Annotated in this window: 17 protein-coding genes; all 17 read right to left on the bottom strand. The window is 71.6% G+C overall.

Annotation, left to right across the window (positions count from 1 at the left end; genetic code table 11):
• Positions 1–3 precede the first annotated feature (3 nt).
• On the bottom strand, positions 4–2,283 hold the full coding sequence (locus tag ACWGJB_RS10425) for an SDR family oxidoreductase (RefSeq protein WP_453379764.1): 2,280 nt from the start codon (positions 2,281–2,283) through the stop codon (positions 4–6).
• Between the two features lie 3 nt (positions 2,284–2,286).
• Positions 2,287–3,225, bottom strand: coding sequence for an aromatase/cyclase (locus ACWGJB_RS10430; RefSeq protein WP_453379765.1), 939 nt, complete (start codon positions 3,223–3,225; stop codon positions 2,287–2,289).
• A 29-nt stretch (positions 3,226–3,254) separates the two neighbouring features.
• Entirely contained in the window at positions 3,255–4,040 is a 786-nt protein-coding gene (gene fabG / locus ACWGJB_RS10435) for a 3-oxoacyl-ACP reductase FabG (protein WP_362578911.1), read from the bottom strand.
• Between the two features lie 113 nt (positions 4,041–4,153).
• Positions 4,154–4,429, bottom strand: coding sequence for an acyl carrier protein (locus ACWGJB_RS10440; RefSeq protein ID WP_453379766.1), 276 nt, complete (start codon positions 4,427–4,429; stop codon positions 4,154–4,156).
• Between the two features lie 241 nt (positions 4,430–4,670).
• Positions 4,671–5,879, bottom strand: coding sequence for a ketosynthase chain-length factor (locus tag ACWGJB_RS10445; protein WP_453379767.1), 1,209 nt, complete (start codon positions 5,877–5,879; stop codon positions 4,671–4,673).
• On the bottom strand, positions 5,876–7,150 hold the full coding sequence (locus ACWGJB_RS10450) for a beta-ketoacyl-[acyl-carrier-protein] synthase family protein (RefSeq protein WP_453379768.1): 1,275 nt from the start codon (positions 7,148–7,150) through the stop codon (positions 5,876–5,878). Before ACWGJB_RS10450 ends, ACWGJB_RS10445 begins: the two co-directional genes overlap by 4 nt.
• Complete coding sequence (locus tag ACWGJB_RS10455; protein ID WP_217549284.1) at positions 7,147–7,476, bottom strand: TcmI family type II polyketide cyclase; 330 nt, start codon at positions 7,474–7,476, stop codon at positions 7,147–7,149. Before ACWGJB_RS10455 ends, ACWGJB_RS10450 begins: the two co-directional genes overlap by 4 nt.
• Before the next feature lie 170 nt (positions 7,477–7,646).
• Positions 7,647–9,113: an FAD-dependent monooxygenase gene (locus ACWGJB_RS10460; RefSeq protein WP_453379769.1), complete on the bottom strand. Its 1,467-nt coding sequence runs from the start codon at positions 9,111–9,113 to the stop codon at positions 7,647–7,649.
• 65 nt (positions 9,114–9,178) lie between these two features.
• Complete coding sequence (locus tag ACWGJB_RS10465) at positions 9,179–10,126, bottom strand: hypothetical protein (RefSeq protein ID WP_453379770.1); 948 nt, start codon at positions 10,124–10,126, stop codon at positions 9,179–9,181.
• 29 nt (positions 10,127–10,155) lie between these two features.
• Positions 10,156–11,925 carry an acetyl/propionyl/methylcrotonyl-CoA carboxylase subunit alpha gene (locus tag ACWGJB_RS10470; RefSeq protein WP_453379771.1) on the bottom strand — a complete coding sequence of 590 codons (1,770 nt, stop codon included), beginning with the start codon at positions 11,923–11,925 and terminating at the stop codon, positions 10,156–10,158.
• A 1-nt stretch (position 11,926) separates the two neighbouring features.
• A complete protein-coding gene (locus tag ACWGJB_RS10475) occupies positions 11,927–12,502 on the bottom strand; it encodes a flavin reductase family protein (RefSeq protein WP_453379772.1) in 576 nt (191 codons plus the stop codon).
• Between the two features lie 44 nt (positions 12,503–12,546).
• Positions 12,547–14,262, bottom strand: coding sequence for an NAD(P)/FAD-dependent oxidoreductase (locus tag ACWGJB_RS10480; protein WP_453379773.1), 1,716 nt, complete (start codon positions 14,260–14,262; stop codon positions 12,547–12,549).
• A 211-nt stretch (positions 14,263–14,473) separates the two neighbouring features.
• The gene (locus ACWGJB_RS10485) at positions 14,474–15,394 is read right to left on the bottom strand and encodes a MarR family winged helix-turn-helix transcriptional regulator (protein ID WP_453379774.1); all 921 of its coding nucleotides are present in this window, start codon (positions 15,392–15,394) and stop codon (positions 14,474–14,476) included.
• A gap of 124 nt (positions 15,395–15,518) precedes the next feature.
• Positions 15,519–16,559 (bottom strand): methyltransferase, encoded by a 1,041-nt coding sequence (locus ACWGJB_RS10490; RefSeq protein ID WP_453379775.1) that lies wholly within the window; start codon positions 16,557–16,559, stop codon positions 15,519–15,521.
• A gap of 90 nt (positions 16,560–16,649) precedes the next feature.
• On the bottom strand, positions 16,650–18,122 hold the full coding sequence (locus ACWGJB_RS10495) for an MFS transporter (protein ID WP_453379776.1): 1,473 nt from the start codon (positions 18,120–18,122) through the stop codon (positions 16,650–16,652).
• A gap of 61 nt (positions 18,123–18,183) precedes the next feature.
• Complete coding sequence (locus tag ACWGJB_RS10500; protein WP_453379777.1) at positions 18,184–18,843, bottom strand: hemerythrin domain-containing protein; 660 nt, start codon at positions 18,841–18,843, stop codon at positions 18,184–18,186.
• 151 nt (positions 18,844–18,994) lie between these two features.
• Positions 18,995–20,302, bottom strand: coding sequence for a cation:proton antiporter (locus ACWGJB_RS10505; protein WP_453379778.1), 1,308 nt, complete (start codon positions 20,300–20,302; stop codon positions 18,995–18,997).
• Positions 20,303–20,477: the final 175 nt, after the last annotated feature.

The raw sequence follows: 20,477 nt of genomic DNA on the forward strand, positions 1-20,477 counted from the left end.
GCGTCACCCGAGGAGTGTGCCGCCGCTCGCGTCGACGAAGGAGCCGGTGACCCAGCGGGCGTCGTCGGAGACGAGGAAGGCGATGACGTCGGCGACGTCCTGCGGTTCGCCGACCCGGTTGAAGGTGGACAGCGCCGACATGGCCTCGACGGCCTCGGGGATGCCGAACACCGGGTTGCCGTTGCGGGTGATGCCGGGGGCGACACTGTTCACGGTGATGCCGCGCGGGCCGAGCAGCTTGGCGTAGTGCAGCGCGAGTTGCTCCACCGCGCCCTTGCTCATGGCGTACGCGATCTCGTCCGGGTTGGCGAACCGGGTCAGCCCCGAGGAGATGTTCACGATCCGGCCGCCGTCGGGCATGTTGACCAAGGCCCGCTGGATGACGAAGAACGGCGCCCGGGCGTTGACCGCGAAGATCCGGTCGAACTGCTCCGGGGTGGTGTCCTCGGCCTTGGACCCGCCCATCACACCGGCGTTGTTGACCAGGATGTTCAGCTCGGTCTCGCCGGTGCGCTCCTTCAGCCCCGCCTCCAGGGCGAGGAACAGCTCGTGGACGTCGCCGGGTGTGCCCAGCTCCGCCTTGACCGCGAACGCCCGGCCGCCGTCCCTCTCGATCCCGGCGACCACCTCGGCGGCGGCCTCCTCGCTGGTGCCGTAGTGCACGGCGACCAGCGCGCCGTCGGCGGCCAGCCGCTCGGCGGTGGCCCGGCCCATGCCCCGGCTGGCGCCGGTGACAAGGGCGGTCTTTCCGGTCAGGTTGCCCATCTTCCTTCTCCTGCCAGTCAGTTGTGGTGATCGGGCGGCGGCACGCGCGGTGGGCGCGAACCAGCGGCCGAGGGCCTCGCGCAGCCCGTCCGCCGAGCTGCCGGCCCAGGCGACGTAACCGTCGGGTCGTACGAGCACGGCCCCCGAGGAGAGCGGGCCGGTGTCCAGGGGCCGTGCGGTGACCGTGTCGACGGAGGCCGACCAGTCGCCGGCCGCTCCGGCCAGCGACTCGTCCGTCACGAGCAGCAGCCCGCGGGCCGAGTGCAGCAGTTCGGCGGTGGTCGCCCCCGAGTCGAGCCGCAGCTCGGGCAGCCGCGCGCCGACGAGCCCGGCCTGCTCGTCGCCGTACGGCACGCCGCCGTACCGCACGTCGAGACCGCTGATCATCCCGGCGAGGTGCGCCCGGACCCGCTCGTACGAGGTGAGTTCGCCGACGACCGAGCGCACCGGGTCCACCTCGGGCCCGCCGAGCAGCAGCCGGGCCTGGGCGCGGATGTTGGACAGGACGCGGCGCCCGACCGCGTGCCGTTCGTCGTGATAGGTGTCCAGCAGCCCCGCCGGGGCCCGGCCGAGGACGGTGGCCGCGAGCTTCCAGCCCAGGTTGACGGCGTCCTGGAGGCCGAGGTTGAGGGCCTGGCCGCCGATCGGCATCTGCTGGTGGGCCGCGTCGCCGGCGAGCAGCACCCGGCCCGCGCGGTAGCGCTCGGCCTGCCGGGAGGCGTCGCCGAAGGAGTTGACCCACAGCGGGGTGCCGTGTGCGATGTCCTCGCCGGTGACGTCCCGCCAGGCGGTCACGATGTCGGCGAACTCCGCCTCGACCGAGCCGCGGGGCGGGGTGCCGAACCGGTGGACCATCACCCGGGTGACGCCGTCGCCGCGCCGGGCGGCGATCGCGAGCCCGTTCGGCAGCCGCTGGAACCGGCGGTTCGGGATGTCGATGCCGTCGACGTCGGCGCGGATCAGCTCCCGTTCGGCGTCGTTGCCGGGGAAGGGGATGCCGGCGAGCCGTCGTACGACGGAGCGCTCGCCGTCGCAGCCGACGACGTAGTGGGCCGTGAACTCCGTCCGCCGGCCCCGGTGTTCGGCCACCACGGCCACACGATCCGCGTCCTCCCGCAGGGCGACGACCTCGTGGCCGCGCAGCACCCGCGCCCCGAGCCGCTCCGCCCACGCACCGAGGAGTTCCTCGGTGCGGGTCTGCGGGACCTTCCACTGCCCGGGGTGGCTGCTGGGCAGGGTGAGGTCGAGCGGGAGGCCGCCGAAGTGGCCGCGGGGTTCGTGGGGCGGTGGCTCGGGGTCGCCGAAGCCGCCGGGCCCGTCGAGCAGACCGCGCTGCCGCAGCAGTTCCATGGTGCGGGCGTGCAGGGTGGACGCCCGTGACTCCGTCGTCGGGGCGTCCAGCCGTTCCAGTACGGTCACTTCGGCGCCGCCGAGCCGCAGTTCCCCGGCGAGCATCAGCCCGACGGGCCCGGCGCCGACCACCACGACGTGCGTCTCGACAGCGTCGGCACCGGCCATGGGTCAGGGCCTCGCTTCGGCGTACGCCTTGGCGTGGTTCAGGGTGGCGCGGCTGTTGGTGCTGAGCGCGCCCTGGACGTACGCGCGGGCCTCGGCGACCCCCGCGTCCGGACCGAGGATCCTCTCGATGTTCTCGGGGCGCAGCACGACGGTGTGCTGCGAGGAGGCGAAGGTGCCCGCGCCGGTCTCGCGGAAGGTCCAGTAGCCGGTGTGCAGGTTCATCAGGGCCGGCAGGGTGGTCTGCTTGTAGGCGATCTTCCGGCCGTCCAGGCAGACCCGGTACGACTTGGTGGTGTGCGTCGAGCCGTCCTTGGCGCGGGTGTCCATCTCCAGGGTCTGCAGACCCGGGGTGTCCTCGGTGAGGCGGACGGTCGCCACGTGCGGCAGCCGCTCGGACCAGCGGTCGGCCTCGTTGACGAAGTCGTAGAGGTCCTTCGCGGAGCCGTCGACCTCGACGGTGTCCTCGAAGGAGAAGGTCAGCTCCTCGGAGGCGGTGGCGAGTTCGACGTTGGTCTTCAGCGCCGCCAGCTCGGAACGGGAGTTGCGGTCGACGGCCTCGTCGATCCAGGCGAGCCCGGCCGGGTCGTCGTCGACGGCGGTGTAGGCGTGCAGCAGCCGGATCCGGGCAGTGCTGTCGTCGAGCGGCTCGATGATCCAGGTGCCGCCCATGCTTGCGACGGGCGGCGTGGAGACCGTCTGCCGGAAGGTGATCCGCAGACCGTCGGGGTCCAGCACCCGGCGCGAAGTCCAGTTCTTGGCCTCACCGTTGGCGGTGGCCCAGATCCCGATGAGCTCCTCGTGACCGGAGCGCTCCAGGTGGTCGACGTAGATGGTCGGCGGGAAGATCCGCGGCCAGTTGGCCACGTCGGCGATCAGCCGGTAGACCTCGGCGGCCGGCGCCGAGACGGTGATCTCGTGCTCGACTTCCTTGGGCTCGGACATGCGTGAACTCCTAGAGGGTGCCGGGGTTTTCAGAAATTGCCGAGGCCGCCGCAGACGTTGAGGGCCTGGGCGGTGATGGAGGCGGCGGTGTCGGAGGCGAGGTAGCCGACGAGTCCGGCGACCTCTTCGGGGGTGGAGTAGCGGCCGAGCGGGATCTTCGCCGTGAACTTGTCGAGGATGGCGTCCTCGGAGGTGGCGTAGGCGGACGCGTAGCCGGCGCGGACGCGCTGTGCCATGGGGGTCTCGACGTAACCCGGGCAGACGGCGTTGACGGTGATGCCGGTGGGGGCCAGCTCGTTGCCCAGTGCCTTGGTGAAGCCCACCACCCCGTGCTTGGAGGCGGAGTACGGCGCTCCCAGCACCACGCCCTGCTTGCCCGCCGTCGAGGCGATGTTGATGATCCGTCCGCGGCTCTTGTCCCGCATGCCGCCGGTGGTGAGGGCGGCGCGGGTGAGGCGGAAGACGCTGTTGAGGTTGGTCTCGACGACGTCGTACCAGAGCTCGTCGTCGATGTCGGCGGTCACCCCGCCGCCGGACCGGCCGGCGTTGTTGACCAGGACGTCGACGGTGCCGTACCGGTCGACGGCCGCCTGGACGAAGTTCGCGATGGACAGCGCGGACCGGACGTCGAGGGTGGCCCCGTCGACCTCCAGTCCCTCCGCGCGCAGTTCCTTGACGGTCCGCTCCACGTTCGCGGCGTCACGGGAGCCGATGAAGACGCGGTGGCCCTGCTGGGCCAGCAGCCGCGCCGAGGCGAGGCCGATTCCGCTGGTGGCCCCGGAGACCAGGGCGACCTTCTGCTGCTGTTCGGACATGTCTGCCGCTCCCTTTCAGGGCGTTCAGGTCGTTTCAGGGCATGGGGATGCCGCCGGCGCCCGGAACGAACGGGGGCGGGCGCCGGCGGCCGGAGGGGATGGAGAGAGGTCGGTCAGGCCGCGGTGGCGGTGACGTCACCGAGCTGCGTGTTGACGAGGGCGAGCAGCTCGCGGGGGGTCTTCGCCTCGGTCACCACGGTGTCGTCGAGCGTGATGTCGTACTCCCGCTCGATGCGCCCGCAGGTCTCCAGGATGGCGAGCGACTCGTAGCTGAGCTCCTCGAAGTCGGTGTCGAGGATGTCCCCGTCGAGGTCGATGCTCTCGTCGGCGCCGGCGGCCTCCAGCAGGATCCGCTTGAGGTCGTCGAGGGTGAAGGACTGGGTGGCCACGGTGATCTTCCTTTCGGTTCTACGAATCGGTTCCACGAATCGGTTCCACGGACGGGAACACCCGCCCTTCCGGCCCGGCGTGGGAGAGAGTGGTGGGCCGGAAGGGCGGGTGTGTCCGGGGGGCGGGCGAAGCGCCCCGTAAGGGGCGCGGGGCTGTCTTCGATGTGCGGCTGCCGCCGCGTGGGCGCGAGCAACCACGACGGGCCCGCAGGCGCCCCCGACGCACGGCCTCGTGGGCGGACTACGCCCGCACGACCATCGCCGAGTTGAACCCGGCGTAGCCCCGCGCCAGCACCAGCGCCGTCCGTACCTCGGTCAGCCGCGGCTCCCCCACCACCAGGTCGAGGTCATAACCCGCCTCCGGCGAGACATGCACCGTCGCCGGCACGACCCCGTCCCTGATGGCGAGCAGCGCCGTCGCCACGTCCAGCGGCGCCGCCCCCGAGTACAGCCGCCCGGTCATCGTCTTCGGCGCCGTCACCGGCACCCCGTGCGGCCCGAACACGTCGCTGAGCGCGTCCGCCTCCACCCGGTCCAGCTCCGGCACGGCCGCCGCGTCGGCGAACACGACGTCCACGTCGGCCGCGTCGACGCCCGCGTCCGCGAGGGCCAGTTCGATCGCCTTGCGCAGACCAGGCGGCCGCTCGCTCCCCGGCGCCGGATCGAACGTCGCGCCGTATCCCGCGATCTCCCCGTACACCCGGGCGTCCCGCCGCGCGGCCGTCTCCTCGGCCTCCAGGATCAGGATCGCCCCGCCCTCGCCGGCCACATGCCCGGCCGCGGCCGCATCGAACGGCAGGTACGACCGCTCGGGCTCCTCCGACGTGGACAGCCGGTCGCTGGCCAGCTGCGCCACCCATCCCCACGGGCAGATGGACGCGTCGATCGCCCCGGAGACGATGAGCTGCGTCCCCTTCCGGATCTGCCGGCGCGCATGGGCCAGCGCCTCGAGCCCGCCCGCCTGGTCCGACACGACGACCCCGCTCGGCCCCTTCATCCCGTTGCGGATGGAGATCTGGCCGCTGTTGACGGCGTAGAACCAGGCGAACGACTGGTATGCCGAGACGAACTGACTGCCCTGGCTCCACAGCTTCTGCAGTTCGCCCTGGCCGAACTCGAAACCGCCCGACGAGCTGGCGGTGACCACGCCCATGTCGTACGCGGGCAAGTCGGCCGGGCTGACGTCCGCGTCGGCCAGCGCCCAGTCCGTCGCGACGAGCGCGAGGCGGGTCATGTGGTCGGTCTGGGCGAGCAGCCGGTTCGGCAGATGGTCGGCGGCGGTGAACCCGGGGACCTCCCCGGCCAGTTTCGCCGGGTACCCGGACGGGTCGAACCGGGTGACCCGGGCGATCCCGCTCTTGCCGGCGCGGGCCGCCGCCCAGTAGTCGGCGGTACCGAGGCCGTTGGGCGCGGCGATGCCGAGCCCGGTGACAACCGTGCGCGTGCTCATGCTGCCGTGTTCCTCTCCGGTCGGGCGAGCACCATCGCGCTCTGGAAGCCGCCGAACCCGCTGCCCACGGTGAGCACCGCGTCGGTGCGGTGCTCGCGGGCGGTGAGCGGCACGTAGTCCAGGTCGCACTCGGGGTCGGGGGTGTGCAGGTTCGCCGTCGGGGGCACGACGTTGTGCTCCATGGCGAGGACGGACGCGGCGATCTCGATGGAGCCGATCGCGCCGAGCGAGTGCCCGACCATCGACTTGATGGAGGACACCGGGGTCCGGTACGCGTGGTCGCCGAGGCTCTTCTTGAACGCGGCGGTCTCGTGCCGGTCGTTCTGCTTGGTGCCGGAGCCGTGCGCGTTGATGTAGTCGATGGCCTCCGGGTTGAGCCGGGCCTCGTCCAGCGCGACCGAGATCGCCTCGGCCATCTCGGCGCCGTCCGGGCGCAGTCCGGTCATGTGGAAGGCGTTGCAGCGCGAGGCGTACCCGGCGATCTCGGCGTAGATGTGCGCCCCCCGGCTCCGCGCCGCCTCCAGCTCCTCGAGGACGAAGACGGCCGACCCCTCACCCAGCACGAACCCGTTGCGGGTGCCGTCGAAGGGGCGGGAGGCGTGCTCGGGGTCGTCGTTGCGCGGGGTGGTGGCCTTGATGGCGTCGAAGCAGGCCAGGGTGATCGGGGAGATCGGGGCGTCGGTGGCGCCGGCGATCATGGCGCAGGCGGAGCCCTCCCGGATCAGCTCGACGGCGTGTCCGACGGAGTCAAGACCCGAGGTGCAGCCGGTGGACACGACGGTGGCCGCGCCCTCGGCGCCCACCGACCAGGCCACCTCGGCGGCGAAGGAGCTGGGCACCAGGTAGTTGTAGAGGTGCGGGACGGCGTAGGTGTGGTCGACCAGTTCGAGCCGGCCGCCGTCGCTGACCACCCGGTACTCCTGGTCGAGGCCCATGGTCGCGCCGACCGCGCTGCCGATGGTGACCCCGACCCGGTGCGGGTCGGCGCCGGACAGGTCGAGCCCGCTGTCGGCGAGCGCCTCGCGGGCGCTGACGACGGCCAGCTGGGCCGCGCGGTCCATCCGGCGTATCTCCTGCGGGCCGAGCCCGTGGTCCTCCGGGTCGAAGTCGACCTCGGCGGCGACCCGGGACCGGAAGGAGGAGGGGTCGAAGAAGGTGATGCCGCGGGTCGCGGTGCGGCCCTCGCTGAGCAGGTTCCAGAAGTTCTTCGTGCCGACACCACCGGGGGCGATGACCCCGACCCCGGTGATGACCACTCGCCTGGCGTTCACGCCCGGCCCTCCCAGTCGTAGAAGCGCGTGGCGACCGCGTCGGCGGGGGACCGCCAGGTGGCGGGGTCGTACGCCTGGATGAACGGCTTGAGGTCCTCGCTGATCCGCACGAACCGCGGGTCGGTCTTGGCCGACTCGATCAGCTCACCGCCGTTGTCGGTGTCGAAGTGCTGAAGGTGGAAGTACAGCCCGCGATAGGCGAACAGCTCACGCCGCCGGGTGCCCATGAGATGCGGCATCTCGGTCTCGTCGAACTCCTTGAACAACCGCGCGACTTCCTGACTGTGAGCCGGCTCCATACGAGCGACGATCAGGGTGCTGTGCATGGGGATTCTCCTCAAAGAGGTCCAGCAAAAAGCGCCCCTTCAGGGGCGCGGGGAACTGCGCGACCAGCCACAACGGCGGGACAGCCGCAACACGACACAACGTGGCACTCTCGGCAGCGCACGAGGCAGCGCACGAAGCAGCGCACGAGGCAGCGCACTCCGCGGCACACTCACCGCACAGGCCCGAACCACCGCTCAAGAGCCATCGGCAGATCCGCGTGACTGCCCGGCGCCGCCCAGGCCACATAACCGTCGGGCCGGACCAGCACGGCCGTGGTCCCCGCGAGCGGGTTGTCGGCCGGCACGTCCGCCGTCGCCGTCACCACGTCCACCCGGTCCCGCCAGGCCCAGGCGCGCTCGCGCAGCCTCGCGTTGTCGGCGAGGTCGAGCAGGACGCCCCGCCCGGCGCGCAGCGCCTCCGTGCTGGAGGCCACCCTGTTGTGGCCAGTGAGCGGCACGTTCGGCAGCCGTCGGCCGAGCAGCGCGCCCGCGCCCCCGTCGAGGTCGTAGTGGATCTCAAGCCCGGAGACCATCGCCGCCAGGTGCTTGCTGACCTCGGGATAGCGGATCAGCTCGTTCAGCACGTCGCGCAGCGGCTGTACCTCGGGTCCGGACAGGAACAGCAGGCCCTGTGCCCGGGTGTTCATCATCAGCCGCTGCCCGACCGGGTGCCGCTCGTCGTGGTACGTGTCGAGCAGCGCCTCGGGCGCCCGGCCGCGCACCACCGCGCCCAGCTTCCAGCCCAGGTTCACGGCGTCCTGGATGCTCGTGTTCATGCCCTGGCCGCCGGCCGGCAGATGGATGTGCGCGGAGTCCCCGGCGAGCAGGATCCGGCCGCGCCGGTACTCGGTGACAAGGCGCGTGCCGTCGCCGAAGGACGAGATCCACACCGCCTCGGCGTGCGAGATGTCGTCGCCGGTCAGCCGCTGCCAGGCCGCCGCCGCCTCCGCCCAGGTGGGCGGCTTGTCCCGGCGCTGCGGCGGGGTGCCGCGCTCACAGATGATCAGGCGGGTGATGCCGCCGGGCAGCGGGCCGACCATGACCATGCCGCCGGGCAGGGTCTCCCCGATCATCCGGGGCTCCAGCTCGATACCGCGCACGTCGGCGAGGTACATCTCCAGCGTCGACGGCGTGCCCGGGAAGTCGAAGCCGGCGGCCTTGCGGATGGTGGAGCGGCCGCCGTCGCAGCCCACCAGGTACTCGGCGCGCAGCCGGTGCACGCCCTCGGGGCCGCGCACCTCGACCTCGACGCTGTCCTCCTTCTCCTTGACGGACAGCACCTCGTGCCGGCGCCGGATGTCCGCGCCGAGCCGGCCGGCCCACTCCTCCAGGACGGTCTCGGTGACCGACTGAGGGATCGTTTTGGCGGCCTGGTGGGCACCGTCGAGGACTCCGAAGTCGACCGGCAGGCCGCCGAAGTGGCCCACGTTGCTGACCTCGATGTCCCCGAAGCGCGGCAGCAGTCCGCGCTGGTCGAAGACCTCCATGGTGCGGGCGGTGAAGCCGAGGCCGCGCGACTCTCCGGTGCGCGCGGGCAGCTTCTCCAGAACGATGACGTCGGCGCCCGCGAGCCGTAGCTCGCCCGCGAGCATCATGCCGGCCGGCCCGGCGCCCACGACGATGACTTGTGCGTCCATGACACTCCTCGGGAACGGGTAACGGTCCGTACGGTCCGGTCTGCGGGACCGTCGAAGACGATCTGTCAGCGGTGCAGGAGGCGCCCGATGGCCCGGTTCGCCACCTGTGCGGCCGCCGCGTGCCGCGGATCGGGCGCCCACGCCTCGTGCCGTACGGCCACTTCGGCGAGTTTGATGGCGTGCTCGTCGCCGATCTGCACGGCCTCGGCGAAGAGACCGGCCACGTCGGGGGCGTCCGGCAGCGGGGCCGAGGGCCGGGGCACGGCGTGGAACCAGTCGAGCATCGTGCGGCTGACAGCCCGCGCGACCTGGTACGACGGCCACCGCTGCGCCTCGGGGAGGTGCTCCACCACCAGTCGTACGGCGGCGGGCCCGGTGACCGAGTGGATCAGCGGAATCGGATGGTCGAGGGAGAGCGTGGCGTAGATCCCGGAGAACTCGGCGACGAGCTCGTCCAGGGCCCCTACGACATCACCGCCACCGTCCTCGCCCGGGTGCTCCTCGACGACGACCCCGCCCTGCGAGTAACGGGCCGCCCAGTAGCCCAGCCCCTGGGCGAGTTCGGCCAGTTGCATCCGGTGGTCGGGGCCCGCGGTCACCACGGCACGGACCGCGTGCGCGGTGCGGATGACCCCGTGCGTGAGCACCCCGGACATGCCGGGCAGCAGCCGGGGCCACCAGCGGGCCAGGACGTCGGTCCACCGGCCCTCGGCCAGTTCCCGTTCGAACAGGGTCGTCCAGTCGGCGACCCGGCCGAAGTCGCCGAGCGCCTGCCGCCAGTCGGCCTCGTCCGCCGGGTCGATGGTGAACCGCCGCTCGGGCACGTCGTGGAAGGTGTGGCTGCGCAGATGCCCCTCCACCCAGCCGGGCACCTCGTCGGCGTATCCCATGTGCGCCAGGGCCTCGGCGGCCATCGGGGCGTGGTTGACGAAGCTGCGCCCGTGCTCGTACCCCACGGAAGTCAGCCGCTCCAGCGCTCCGTTCATGGCGTCGGTGTAGGTGAGGTGTGCCACGTCGACCAGTCCTCGATCCGTCGGCTGCTTCAGTCCTTGATGTCGCACACGGCCGCACCCGCGGCGAGGGCCTGACCCACCTCGGCGGCGATCCCGGTCACGGTGCCGGAGCGGTGCGCGGTGAGCGGCTGCTCCATCTTCATGGCCTCGATGACGACGATCAGGTCGCCCTTCTCGACGGTCTGCCCGTCGGCGACGGCGACCTTGACGACGGTGCCCTGCATCGGCGAGGTGAGCGTGTCCCCGGACGCGGCCGGCGCGGAGCCGCCCGCGCTGCGGCGGCGGGTCCGGGGCGCGGCCGCCCCGGCCAGGCTCGGCATCCGGTCCGGGACCCGTCCGAGCCCCGCCGGCAGCGAGACCTCCAGGCGGTGTCCGCCGACCTCGACGACGACGGTCTCGCGGCCGTCCTCGGCCGTCCCGGTGTCGGGGGCGGGCGCGGTGAAGGGCTCGATCCGGTTGTCGAACTCGGTCTCGATCCACCGGGTGTGGACGGTGAACGGGCCGTCCTGCGGGGCGAACGCCGGGTCCCTGACCACGGCCCGGTGGAAGGGGATCGCCGTGGCCATCCCCTCGACCCGGAACTCGTCCAGGGCGCGGGCGGCCCGCTGAAGGGCCTCCTCGCGGGTCCGGCCGGTGACGATCAGCTTGGCCAGCAGCGAGTCCCAGGCCGGGCCGATCACGCTGCCCGACTCCACGCCGGCGTCCAGCCGTACGCCCGGACCCGTCGGCGGGTCGAAGCGGGTGACCGTGCCGGGGGCGGGCAGGAACCCGCGGCCCGGGTCCTCGCCGTTGATCCGGAACTCGAGCGAATGACCGCGCAGTTCGGGGTCGTCGTAGCCGAGTTCCGCGCCGTCGGCGATCCGGAACATCTCGCGGACCAGGTCGATGCCGGCGACCTCCTCGGTCACCGGGTGCTCGACCTGGAGGCGGGTGTTGACCTCCAGGAAGGAGACCGTGCCGTCCTGGCCGACCAGGAACTCGCAGGTCCCCGCGCCGACATACCCGGCCTCCCGCAGGATCGCCTTGGAGGCGCGGTACAGCTCGGCGGTCTGCTCCGCCGTCAGGAACGGCGCCGGGGCCTCCTCCACCAGCTTCTGGTGCCGACGCTGCAGCGAACAGTCACGCGTCGATACGACGACCACGTGGCCGTACCGGTCGGCGAGGCACTGCGTCTCCACGTGCCGCGGCCGGTCCAGGTAGCGCTCCACGAAGCACTCCCCGCGCCCGAAGGCGGCCACCGCCTCCCGCACCGCCGACTCATAGAGCTCCGGCACCTCCTCCAGCGTCCGGGCGACCTTCAGCCCGCGCCCGCCGCCGCCGAACGCGGCCTTGATCGCGATCGGCAGCCCGTGTTCCTCCGCGAAGGCCACGACCTCGTCGGCGCCGCCCACCGGGTCCGGCGTGCCGGCGACCAGGGGGGCGCCGGCCCGCTGGGCGATGTGCCGGGCGGCCACCTTGTCGCCGAGATCGCGGATGGCCTGCGGCGGCGGACCGATCCAGGTCAGGCCCGCGTCCAGGACGGCCTGGGCGAACTCGGCGTTCTCGGAGAGGAAGCCGTAGCCGGGGTGGACGGCGTCCGCGCCGGTCTCCCGGGCGGCCCGCAGGACCTTGTCGATGTCCAGGTAGCTGGTGGCCGGAGTGTCACCGCCCAGGGCGTAGGCCGCGTCGGCGACCCGGACGTGCAGGGCGTCCCGGTCGGGGTCCGCGTACACGGCGACGCTCGCGATCCCGGCGTCCCGGCAGGCCCGGGCGACACGCACGGCTATCTCGCCACGGTTGGCGATGAGCACCCGGCGCATGTCAGGACGCCTGCTCGGTGTGGTGGAAGCGGTCCGTGCCCGACTGCAGCGGGCCGAGCGAGCCGTCGAAGAAGACCAGCGGCTCCTGGCCGTGCTCGGGCACGCCCAGGTCCACCACCTCGCCGATGACGATGTCGTGGTCGCCGGCCGTGTGGATGTCGACCGTGGTGCAGGTCAGATAGGCGAGGGCCTCGCTGAGCACGGGCAGCCCGTCCTCGGTGAAGTGGTGCGGGACGCCCTCGAAGGCGGTGGACCGGCGCCCGGCGAAGTGCCGGGCCAGCGGCTGCTGGCGCCCGGACAGGAAGTTGACGGTGAATCCGCCGCTCTGCTCCAGGAGCGTGTGCAGCCGGGACTGCTGGTGCAGACAGAACAGCACCAGCGGGGGTTCCAGCGAGACCGAGGTGAACGAGTTGACGGTGGTGCCGTCCGCGTCGCCGTCGGGGCCGGTGGTGATGACCGTGACGCCGGTCGTGAACAGGCCGCACACGCGGCGCAGACTCGTCGGCTCGACCGGCCGGGTCTGCTCGACGGTCCGGGTCTCCTGGGCGCGGGTCAGCGACCGCGCTGCTGCGGACATGCGCATCCCTTTCTGGGGTGTGGGTCGAGGGGCTGCCGCGCGGGTCAGAGAAGCTTGCGGACCTTCGCCCCGGCCTTGACGATGCCGAGCAGGAACTCGCGGCCGACGCTGTTCATCTCGGGCGGGGCCTGGACCGAGGCCCAGTACAGGAAGCGGGCCATCGTCGCCACGGACGGGTAGATGAACCGCTGCTCCTCGTCCTTCCAGCCGAAGACCGGGTTGACGACCGGGGACTCCTTGAGCAGCCCGAAGACGATGTCGGCGGCCTCGTCGCCGCTGAGCGCGCCGGCCTCGTACTTCTCGCAGGTCTCGGCGGTGGCCTCCAGGATCATCTTGAAGGAGTCGCTCTGCGGCCACCACAGGCCCGGGTGAGGCACCTGCTCCAGCTCGTCGAAGTGCCGGACGTCGCGGTCCTTGAAGTGCTTGAGGCGGGCCCGGGTGAGCCGCATGGTGCCGGGGGTGATGAAGGAGCCCCAGACCCGGAAGACCGCGTTCCACAGCCGGAAGTGGGAGAAGGCGATGAAGGAGCTGTTGACCAGGTCGTCGTTGTACTGGAGCAGGCCCTGCTCGACCTGCTCGACGTAGGCGAAGCGCTCGGCGGAGAAGTCGCCGTCCTTGAGGGCGGGGATCAGCCGGGAGGTCAGGGCGTCGACGACCTCCATGGTGTTGGACAGGCCGCGGGAGAACAGCGGGTCGAGGAAGCCTGCCGCGTGGGACATCAGGCACCAGCGGTCGCCGATGGTCTGCTTCGAGGAGTACTGCAGCCGGTCGGTGGAGATCCACTCGCGGACCCGGGTGGCGCCGGCGAACTGGCGCTTGACCGCCGGGTACTTGTCGAGGAAGAGCTGGAACTCCTGCTCCGGGGTGAGGTCCTTGGGCTTGGGGTAGGTGCGCTCGTCCATGGTCAGGCCGATGCTGCACAGCGGGTTGCGGGAGTCGGGGTGGTTGTCGAACGGGATGATCCAGAACCAGCCGCGCTCGATGAGGTGGTGCATGGTGCCGGTGTGCCAGTCGGCCGGCGGCCGCAGGTCCTGCGGGTGGCCGCTGACGTCGTCGAACCGCTTGATGCCGACGTAGTGCGTGAACATCGAGCGGGAGTGGTGCTTGAAGCGGGCGGTGGGCTTGTCGCGCAGGTCGAACTTGTCGGCGAGCGGCGAGCGGAAGCCGGAGGCGTCCACCAGATACCTGGCCCGGTACTGCTCGGGCCCGGCACCCGGGGCAGCGCTCTTTCCGGTGACGGTGACGCCGTCGTCGTCGAAATCGACTTCGTTGGCGCGCCAGTTCTGCCGGGGGGTGCAGCCGTATTTGATCGCCACGTGGAACATGAAGGCGTCGCTGTCCTGCCGGAACATGTGGCTGTTCTGGTGGAATATCTTCGGCAGGGCGAGCTGGGTGGCCTCACGCGGGTCGGGCTCTTTTCCGACCTCGTGCTTCATGAAGCCGAAGTGCGCCTTGGTCCCGAAGGTCGGACCGATGTCGCGGGTGGAGGCCTGGACACTGGACAGGCTCTTCAGCTCGGGGATGTCGTGGCGCTCGGAGAGGATGTGGATCCATTCCACGAGCTGCGGGGTCATGGACTCGCCGATGGCGAAGCGCGGGTGTGCGGCCGCGTCGACCAGCAGCACCTTGGCGCCGTGCTTGGCGAGGATGGTGCCGGTGACGGAGCCGGCGAGGCCCGAGCCGAGGATGATGACGTCGTAGGTCATGTCCTCGGGTATGCGCGCCGGTTCGGGCGAGCCGTCGGTCTTCTGCGCGACCATGACTGTCTCCTTCGTCGAGGGGCGGTGCGCAACGGGAATTCCGCGTGGAGCGGGAAATCCGCATGAAAAAAGGCTCCTCGTGGCCCTTCCGGAAAGATTCGGAAGGGCACTTCGAAGAGCCTGGAAGCGTTACGAAGAGCCTGGAGAGAAGAGCCTGGAAAAAGGCGCGGGGCAGCCGCTGGATAAAGCGTGACAGCCTTTGGCCAGAGGGTCAACCCCTGGCGGAAACAGATGACTTGGTGTTCTCGGAGAATGCGGGTCCGGAATGGGTCGGGGCGAGGAGTTTCAGCAGCAGCTCGCGCAGTTCCTGCTCGCCGCCGGGGCCGAGCATGGCGGAGACGTCCCCGGCGAGTTCCGCGACGGCCCGGGCCACCACGGCGAGCTGCTCGCGGCCGAGTTCGGTCACCTCCAGGGCGTACCGGCGCCGGTCGTGCGGATCGCGGCCGCGGCGCACCAGCCCCAGCCTGACGAGTTCGTCGACCAGTTGGGAGGCGGCGGGCCCGGTGATGGCGAGCAGCTCGGCGAGCCGCTGCTGGGAGATGGGCCCGAGGACGTCGAGAGCGGACAGCGGGCCGTAGTGGCGCACCCTGAGCCCGGTGCCGGCCAGCTTGTCGTCGCCGTACTTGCGCAGCCGGTGATGGGCCTGCGCGACCAGGTACTCGGTGCCCTGCACGAGCGGCTGCGCGGACTCCGGCAGCAGCCGGGCGAGCAGTTCGTCGAGCCGGGCGGTCTGCTCGGGGGTCAGTACGGCGGTGAGCCGGGCGTCCCGCTCGGCGACCGCCCGCCGCCTGGCCTCCACGGCCTCCCGTCCCCGGTCGGTCAGGGAGAGCACGTACTGGCGCCGGTTGTCGGGGTTGCGGGTGCGGCGTACCTCGTCGCGGTCCTCCAGCCGGTCGATGACGCCGACCATGATGGTGCGGTTGATGCCGAGCCGCTCCGCGAGGTCGAGCTGGGACTCCCAGTCGTGGCCGGTGAGCGCGTCGAGGACCAGGAAGTCGCGGGAGTCGCTGTCGCCGCCGTCGCCGCTGGCGGCGAACTGCGCGTAGACCCGGCGCAGGAGGTAGCCGATGAAGCCGGTGAGCGAATCCGGGAGGACTCCGGGGATCTCCGCGGTCTCCTCGGTCCGGGTCACCGGACCTCGCTCCGCATCGCCTGAACGCCGCAAGACAGCACCTCCTTCCCGAGTATATGCACCGGCTCGCACACTGTTCGGCCCGCTGCACCGCCCCGGGAACGCCCGGGGCGGCCCGGCTGGGTCAGAGCGCTCGATCGTCGCGCACCAGTTCGATCAAGGAGCGGACGGCGGACGCCTGGCCGCTCGCCCGGTACACCCCGGCGACCGCGAGACCGGCCTGCGCGGCGAGTTGCTCCAGCTCGTCCAGGGAGCGTTCGACGCCGCCGAAGTAGGCCATCATCCGCAGGTCCATGCCGGTCTCGGTGCCGTCGCCGCTCTCCTCGATGACGAGCACGCGCCCGTCCTCGGCGACGGCGTCGGCGCAGTGCCGCAGGATCTGCAGGGCCTCCTTGTCGGTCCAGTTGTGCAGGACGGAGGAGAGCACGTAGGCGCCGCCACCCGCGGGCAGTTCCTCGAAGAAGCTGCCGGGGACGACGTCGGCGCGGTCGGCCAGGCCGGCGGCCCGGAAGCGCTCCTCGGCCCGGGCCACCGTGCCGGGCAGGTCGACGACCGTGCCGCGCAGCGTCGGGTGGGCGGCGAGGAGACCGGCGAGCAGTACTCCGCTGCCGCCGCCGAGGTCGTAGACATGGCCGCGCGCGGACCAGTCGTAGGCGGCGGCGATCGAGGGGACGTCACGGGACAGGTTGTCGGCCATCACCGCGTCGAAGGACTCGGCGAGTGCGCGGTCGGTGTCCAGGTCGTCCCAGAAGGCGATCTGGTAGCGGACCGGGTAGGCGGGCTCGCCGGTGCGGACGGTGTACGGCAGGTCCACCAGGCTGAGGTCGCCGCGGCCGATCGCGCCCTCGGTGTCGATCAGCCGGACCTGGGCGCCGGGGTGGTCGGAGCGCAGCTGCTCGCCCAGTCCGGTCAGCCCGTAGGCCTCGCCGTCCTGCGTGCGGGTGAGGACGCCGGCGGTGACCAGGTGGCGCAGCACCCGGTCGAGGGACTCGGCGTGCAGCCGCTCGGCCTGGGCGATGCCGACGGCGGTGGCCGTCCCGGCGGCGATGTGGTCGGCGACCCGGTAGGTGGCGGCCACTCGCACGGCCATGGGGGTGACCAGGTCGGCCAGCTCCCAGAGGACGAGGGAACGCCGCTGTCCCTGGACTTCGCTCCGGTCGGTCATGTCAGCCTCCTGGCAGTCGTGGGGGGAGAGGTCGGACGGGGGTGCCGGCGGCCCCGCCCGGGTGGACAGGGCGGGACCGCCGGGGCCGGGTCACAGGGCGGCGGGAGCGGGCTCGCCGTCCTGGTGGGGCTGAGGGGCCGTGCCCGGCAGGGTGATCAGGGCCACGATCAGGGCCAGCAGGTACAGGCCGCCGCCGAACAGGAACCCGTACGAGTAGCCGGTGGTCAGGGCGTGCGGGACGCTGCCCGGCAGCTCGTGGTCGGTGATGGCGGTGGCCGCCGCGGCCAGCGCCGCGAGGCCGATGGCGCCGCCGATCTGCTGGGCGGTGTTGACCAGGCCGGAGGCCGCGCCGGTGGCCTGCGGGGCGACCCCGCGGACACTGACGATGGTGACGGCCACGAAGACCATGCCGAGGCCGAGACCGGCGACCAGCTGGGCCGGCAGCAGGGCCGCCCACGGGTTCTGGCCGGGCTCGATGAAGCTGAACCAGACCATGCCCGCGACGCCGATCAGCAGACCGAGGGCGACGACGTTGCGCTCGGGCATCTTGGCGAGCAGCTGCGGGCCGAGGCCGCCGGCCGCGATGCCCATGCCGAGGGCGAAGGGCAGGTAGGCGACGCCGGTGACCATCGGGGCGTAGCCCTTGACGATCTGCATGTAGAGGGTCAGGAAGTAGAAGGTGGCGAGCATGCCCGCGCCGACCAGGAACATGATCAGGTTGGCGCCGACCCGGCCCTTGTCGGCCAGCACACCGCTCGGGATCATCGGCGCCCGGCTGGAGCGCTGGATGGCGACGAAGGCGATGATCAGGACGAGTGCGATGCCGAGGCCGACCAGGGTGACGCCGTCGCCGAAGCCCTTGTCGCCGGCGCGGTTGATGGCGTAGACGAGCGAGCCGAAGCCGAGGGTCGCGGTGAGCGCGCCGGGCACGTCGACCTTGCCGCGCTCACGCTCGCCCTCGACGAGGACGCTGGTGCCGAACAGGACGGCCAGGGCGATCGGGATGTTCACGAACATCACCCAGCGCCAGCTGAGGTACTCGGTGAGCGCGCCGCCGAGCAGCAGGCCGACGACCGAGCCGAGGCCGCCCATCGCGCCGTAGACGCCGAGCGCCTTGTTGCGGGCGGGGCCCGCCGGGAAGGTGGTGGCCAGCAGGGACAGGGCGGTGGGGGCGGCGATCGCGGCGCCCGCGCCCTGGATCACCCGGGCCGCGATCAGGAGTTCGCCGCTCTGGGCCAGGCCGCCGAGCAGCGAGGCGGCGGTGAACAGGATCAGCCCGGTGCGGAAGACCCGGCGGCGGCCGAAGAGGTCACCGGCGCGGCCGCCGGCCAGCAGCAGACCGCCGAAGGCGAGCGCGTAGGCGGTGACGATCCAGCCGAGGCTGGACTCGCTCAGCCCCAGGGCGTTCTGCATGCTCGGCAGGGCGACGGCGACGATCGTGTTGTCGAGGACGAGCATGAGCTGGGCCGTGGCGATCACGAGTAACGCGAGTCCGAGCTTGCCGTCCTGCTGCGGCGGAGCCGCGGCCTTGGGGACGGCCTGAGTGCGGTCTTGCAGCGACATGGGATGTCTCCGTGTCTGTCTCAGGGTTGGGGGGGTGTCGAGCGGAACCCTCGGGATCCGGTCAGCGGGTGGTGGAGGCGGCCTTGGGGGTCCAGATGTCGAGGTCCTCGTAGGCCTGGCGCCAGTCGTTCTCGTAGGCGTTGCGGAGCGGTTCGGGCATCTTGCCGATGATGTTCGCGACCTTGACGGCGCCGATGTCGTCGAGCAGCCAGGGCAGGTAACGGGAGGAGTCGTCGCCGATCCGGGTGCGCTGCTCGGCACTGAAGGCCTGCCACTGCTCCTGGGAGAGCGTGATGTCCATCAGCGCCAGGGCGTCCCGCTCCTCGTGGTCGAGGTGGCCGCCGAGCCGGGTGTAGAGGGTGTCGGTCAGGCCGGTCAGGCGCTCCAGGCCCGAGTCACGGTCGGCGAGGGCCGCGTCGATGTCGGCGAGCAGCGGGTCGATGACCCCGTGCTCGGCCTCCATGTCGGCGAGCAGGGCCAGTTCGGCGTCCTTGCCGATCAGGGCCGCCTCCATGACCGGCCAGACCATGTCGTCCTCGGAGGTGTGGTGGACGGTCAGGAACTTCTTGAACAGCTCCCAGCCGACCGCGGTGCTCAGCACGTGCCGGGGGTCCTCGTCGACCCGCGCGGCGATCCGGGCGATCCGCTCCAGTTCGCGTCGCAGGGCGTCGTGGATGGCGAACATCATCGTCATGTCGAGGTTCTTGAATTCCTGGCTCATCACTCTCTCCCTCACTGCTGCGTCGTCGTACTGCGAGAGTATCGTCAACCCACTTATCTATCAAGCTTCCAACTAGCAATGTTCCAACCATCAGGGCTTGAACTATGCGCCGGATCCGGGCTGACGCCGCTGCCGTGCCCGAAGGCGCAGGTCAGCGGGTTCTCGCGGGGTGCAGGGCGGGTTCCTCATGGCCGATTCCGGCCGGTTCCTGCCCCAGCTCCTCGTCGGCCCCCTTGCGGATGCGGGTCAGCGCGGGGGTGGTCATGGCGGTGGTGAGCAGGGCCATCAGCACCAGGACGGTGAACAGCTCGGGGCCGATGACACCGAGGCCCAGCCCGATGTTGAGCACGATCAGCTCGGTCAGACCGCGGCAGTTCATCAGCGCGCCCAGCGACATGGAGTCGCGCCAGTCACGGCCGGAGAGCCGGGCCGCGAGCGTGCCGCCGCCCCACTTGCCGATCACGGCGACGGCGAGCACCGCGCCCGCCCACAGCCACTGGGTGACGCTGCCGCCGAGCAGCCCCACATCGGTCTTGAGCCCGGTGCTGACGAAGAACAGCGGCAGCAGCACCGGCACGGCGAAGGACCGCATCCGGGACGCGGCGACCTCGATCCGCCGGCTGCCGCGCGGGGCGATCACGCCGAACAGGAAGGCGCCGAACAGCGCGTGCACACCGATCCGGTCGGTGGCGTACGCGGACAGGCTCAGCCCGCCGAACAGCACGACCAGCACGACACCGTCGGCGTACCGCCGCTCGGCGCGCGCCGCCCACCGGGCGAGCAGCGGTCGTACGACCACGAACATCACGGCCGCGAAACCGGCCGCGTAGCCCGCGGTGACCAGCGCGTCCATGGGCGAACCGCTCTTCGTCACCGCGACGACGGCGGCCAGCAGGCACCAGGCGGTGACGTCGTCCACCGCCGCGCTGGCCATCGCGAGCACGCCGACCCGGGTCCGGTACAGGCCCCGGTCGGTCAGGATGCGGGCCAGCACCGGGAACGCGGTGATGCTCATCGACACGGCGATGAACAGCACGAACGGCAGTCTCCCGATGCCGTCCGGGGCGAACCGGCTGTACATGCCGAGCGCCAGCAGCACGCCCAGCACCAGCGGCAGCGCGATCCCGGCCTGCGAGACGGCGACGGCGGTTCTGCTGTTGCCGCGCAGGGACTTGAGGTCGAGCTCCAGCCCGACGAGGAACATGAACACGAGCAGCCCGATGTTCCCGAGCACGCCGATGTAGGGCAGCGCCGACGCGGGGAACAGCCAGCCCTGCGCGTCCGGCCAGAGCCAGCCCAGCAGCGAGGGACCGAGCAGGATGCCGACGAGGATCTCCCCGACGACCGGCGGCTGACCGAGCCGTCTGAGCAGCTGTGCCCCGGCCCGGCAGGCGAGGATCACGACGGGCACGGCGACGAGTAGGGGGGTGAGCGGATCGGGGGCGGCGGCAGCAGCCATCGCGTTCTCCTGTTGAAGAGGGGTCAGGTAACGCGCCCCCTGGGGCGCGGGGAACTGCGCGATCAGCCACGACGGACCTGCGGACGCTCGACGACAGATCCAGGCGCCTACTGCCGCGAACGGCCGGTGAACGACTGCCACGCCGTCGTGGCTTGTCGCGCAGTTCCCCGCGCCC

The sequence above is a fragment of the Streptomyces sp. NPDC054813 genome, assembly GCF_053611365.1.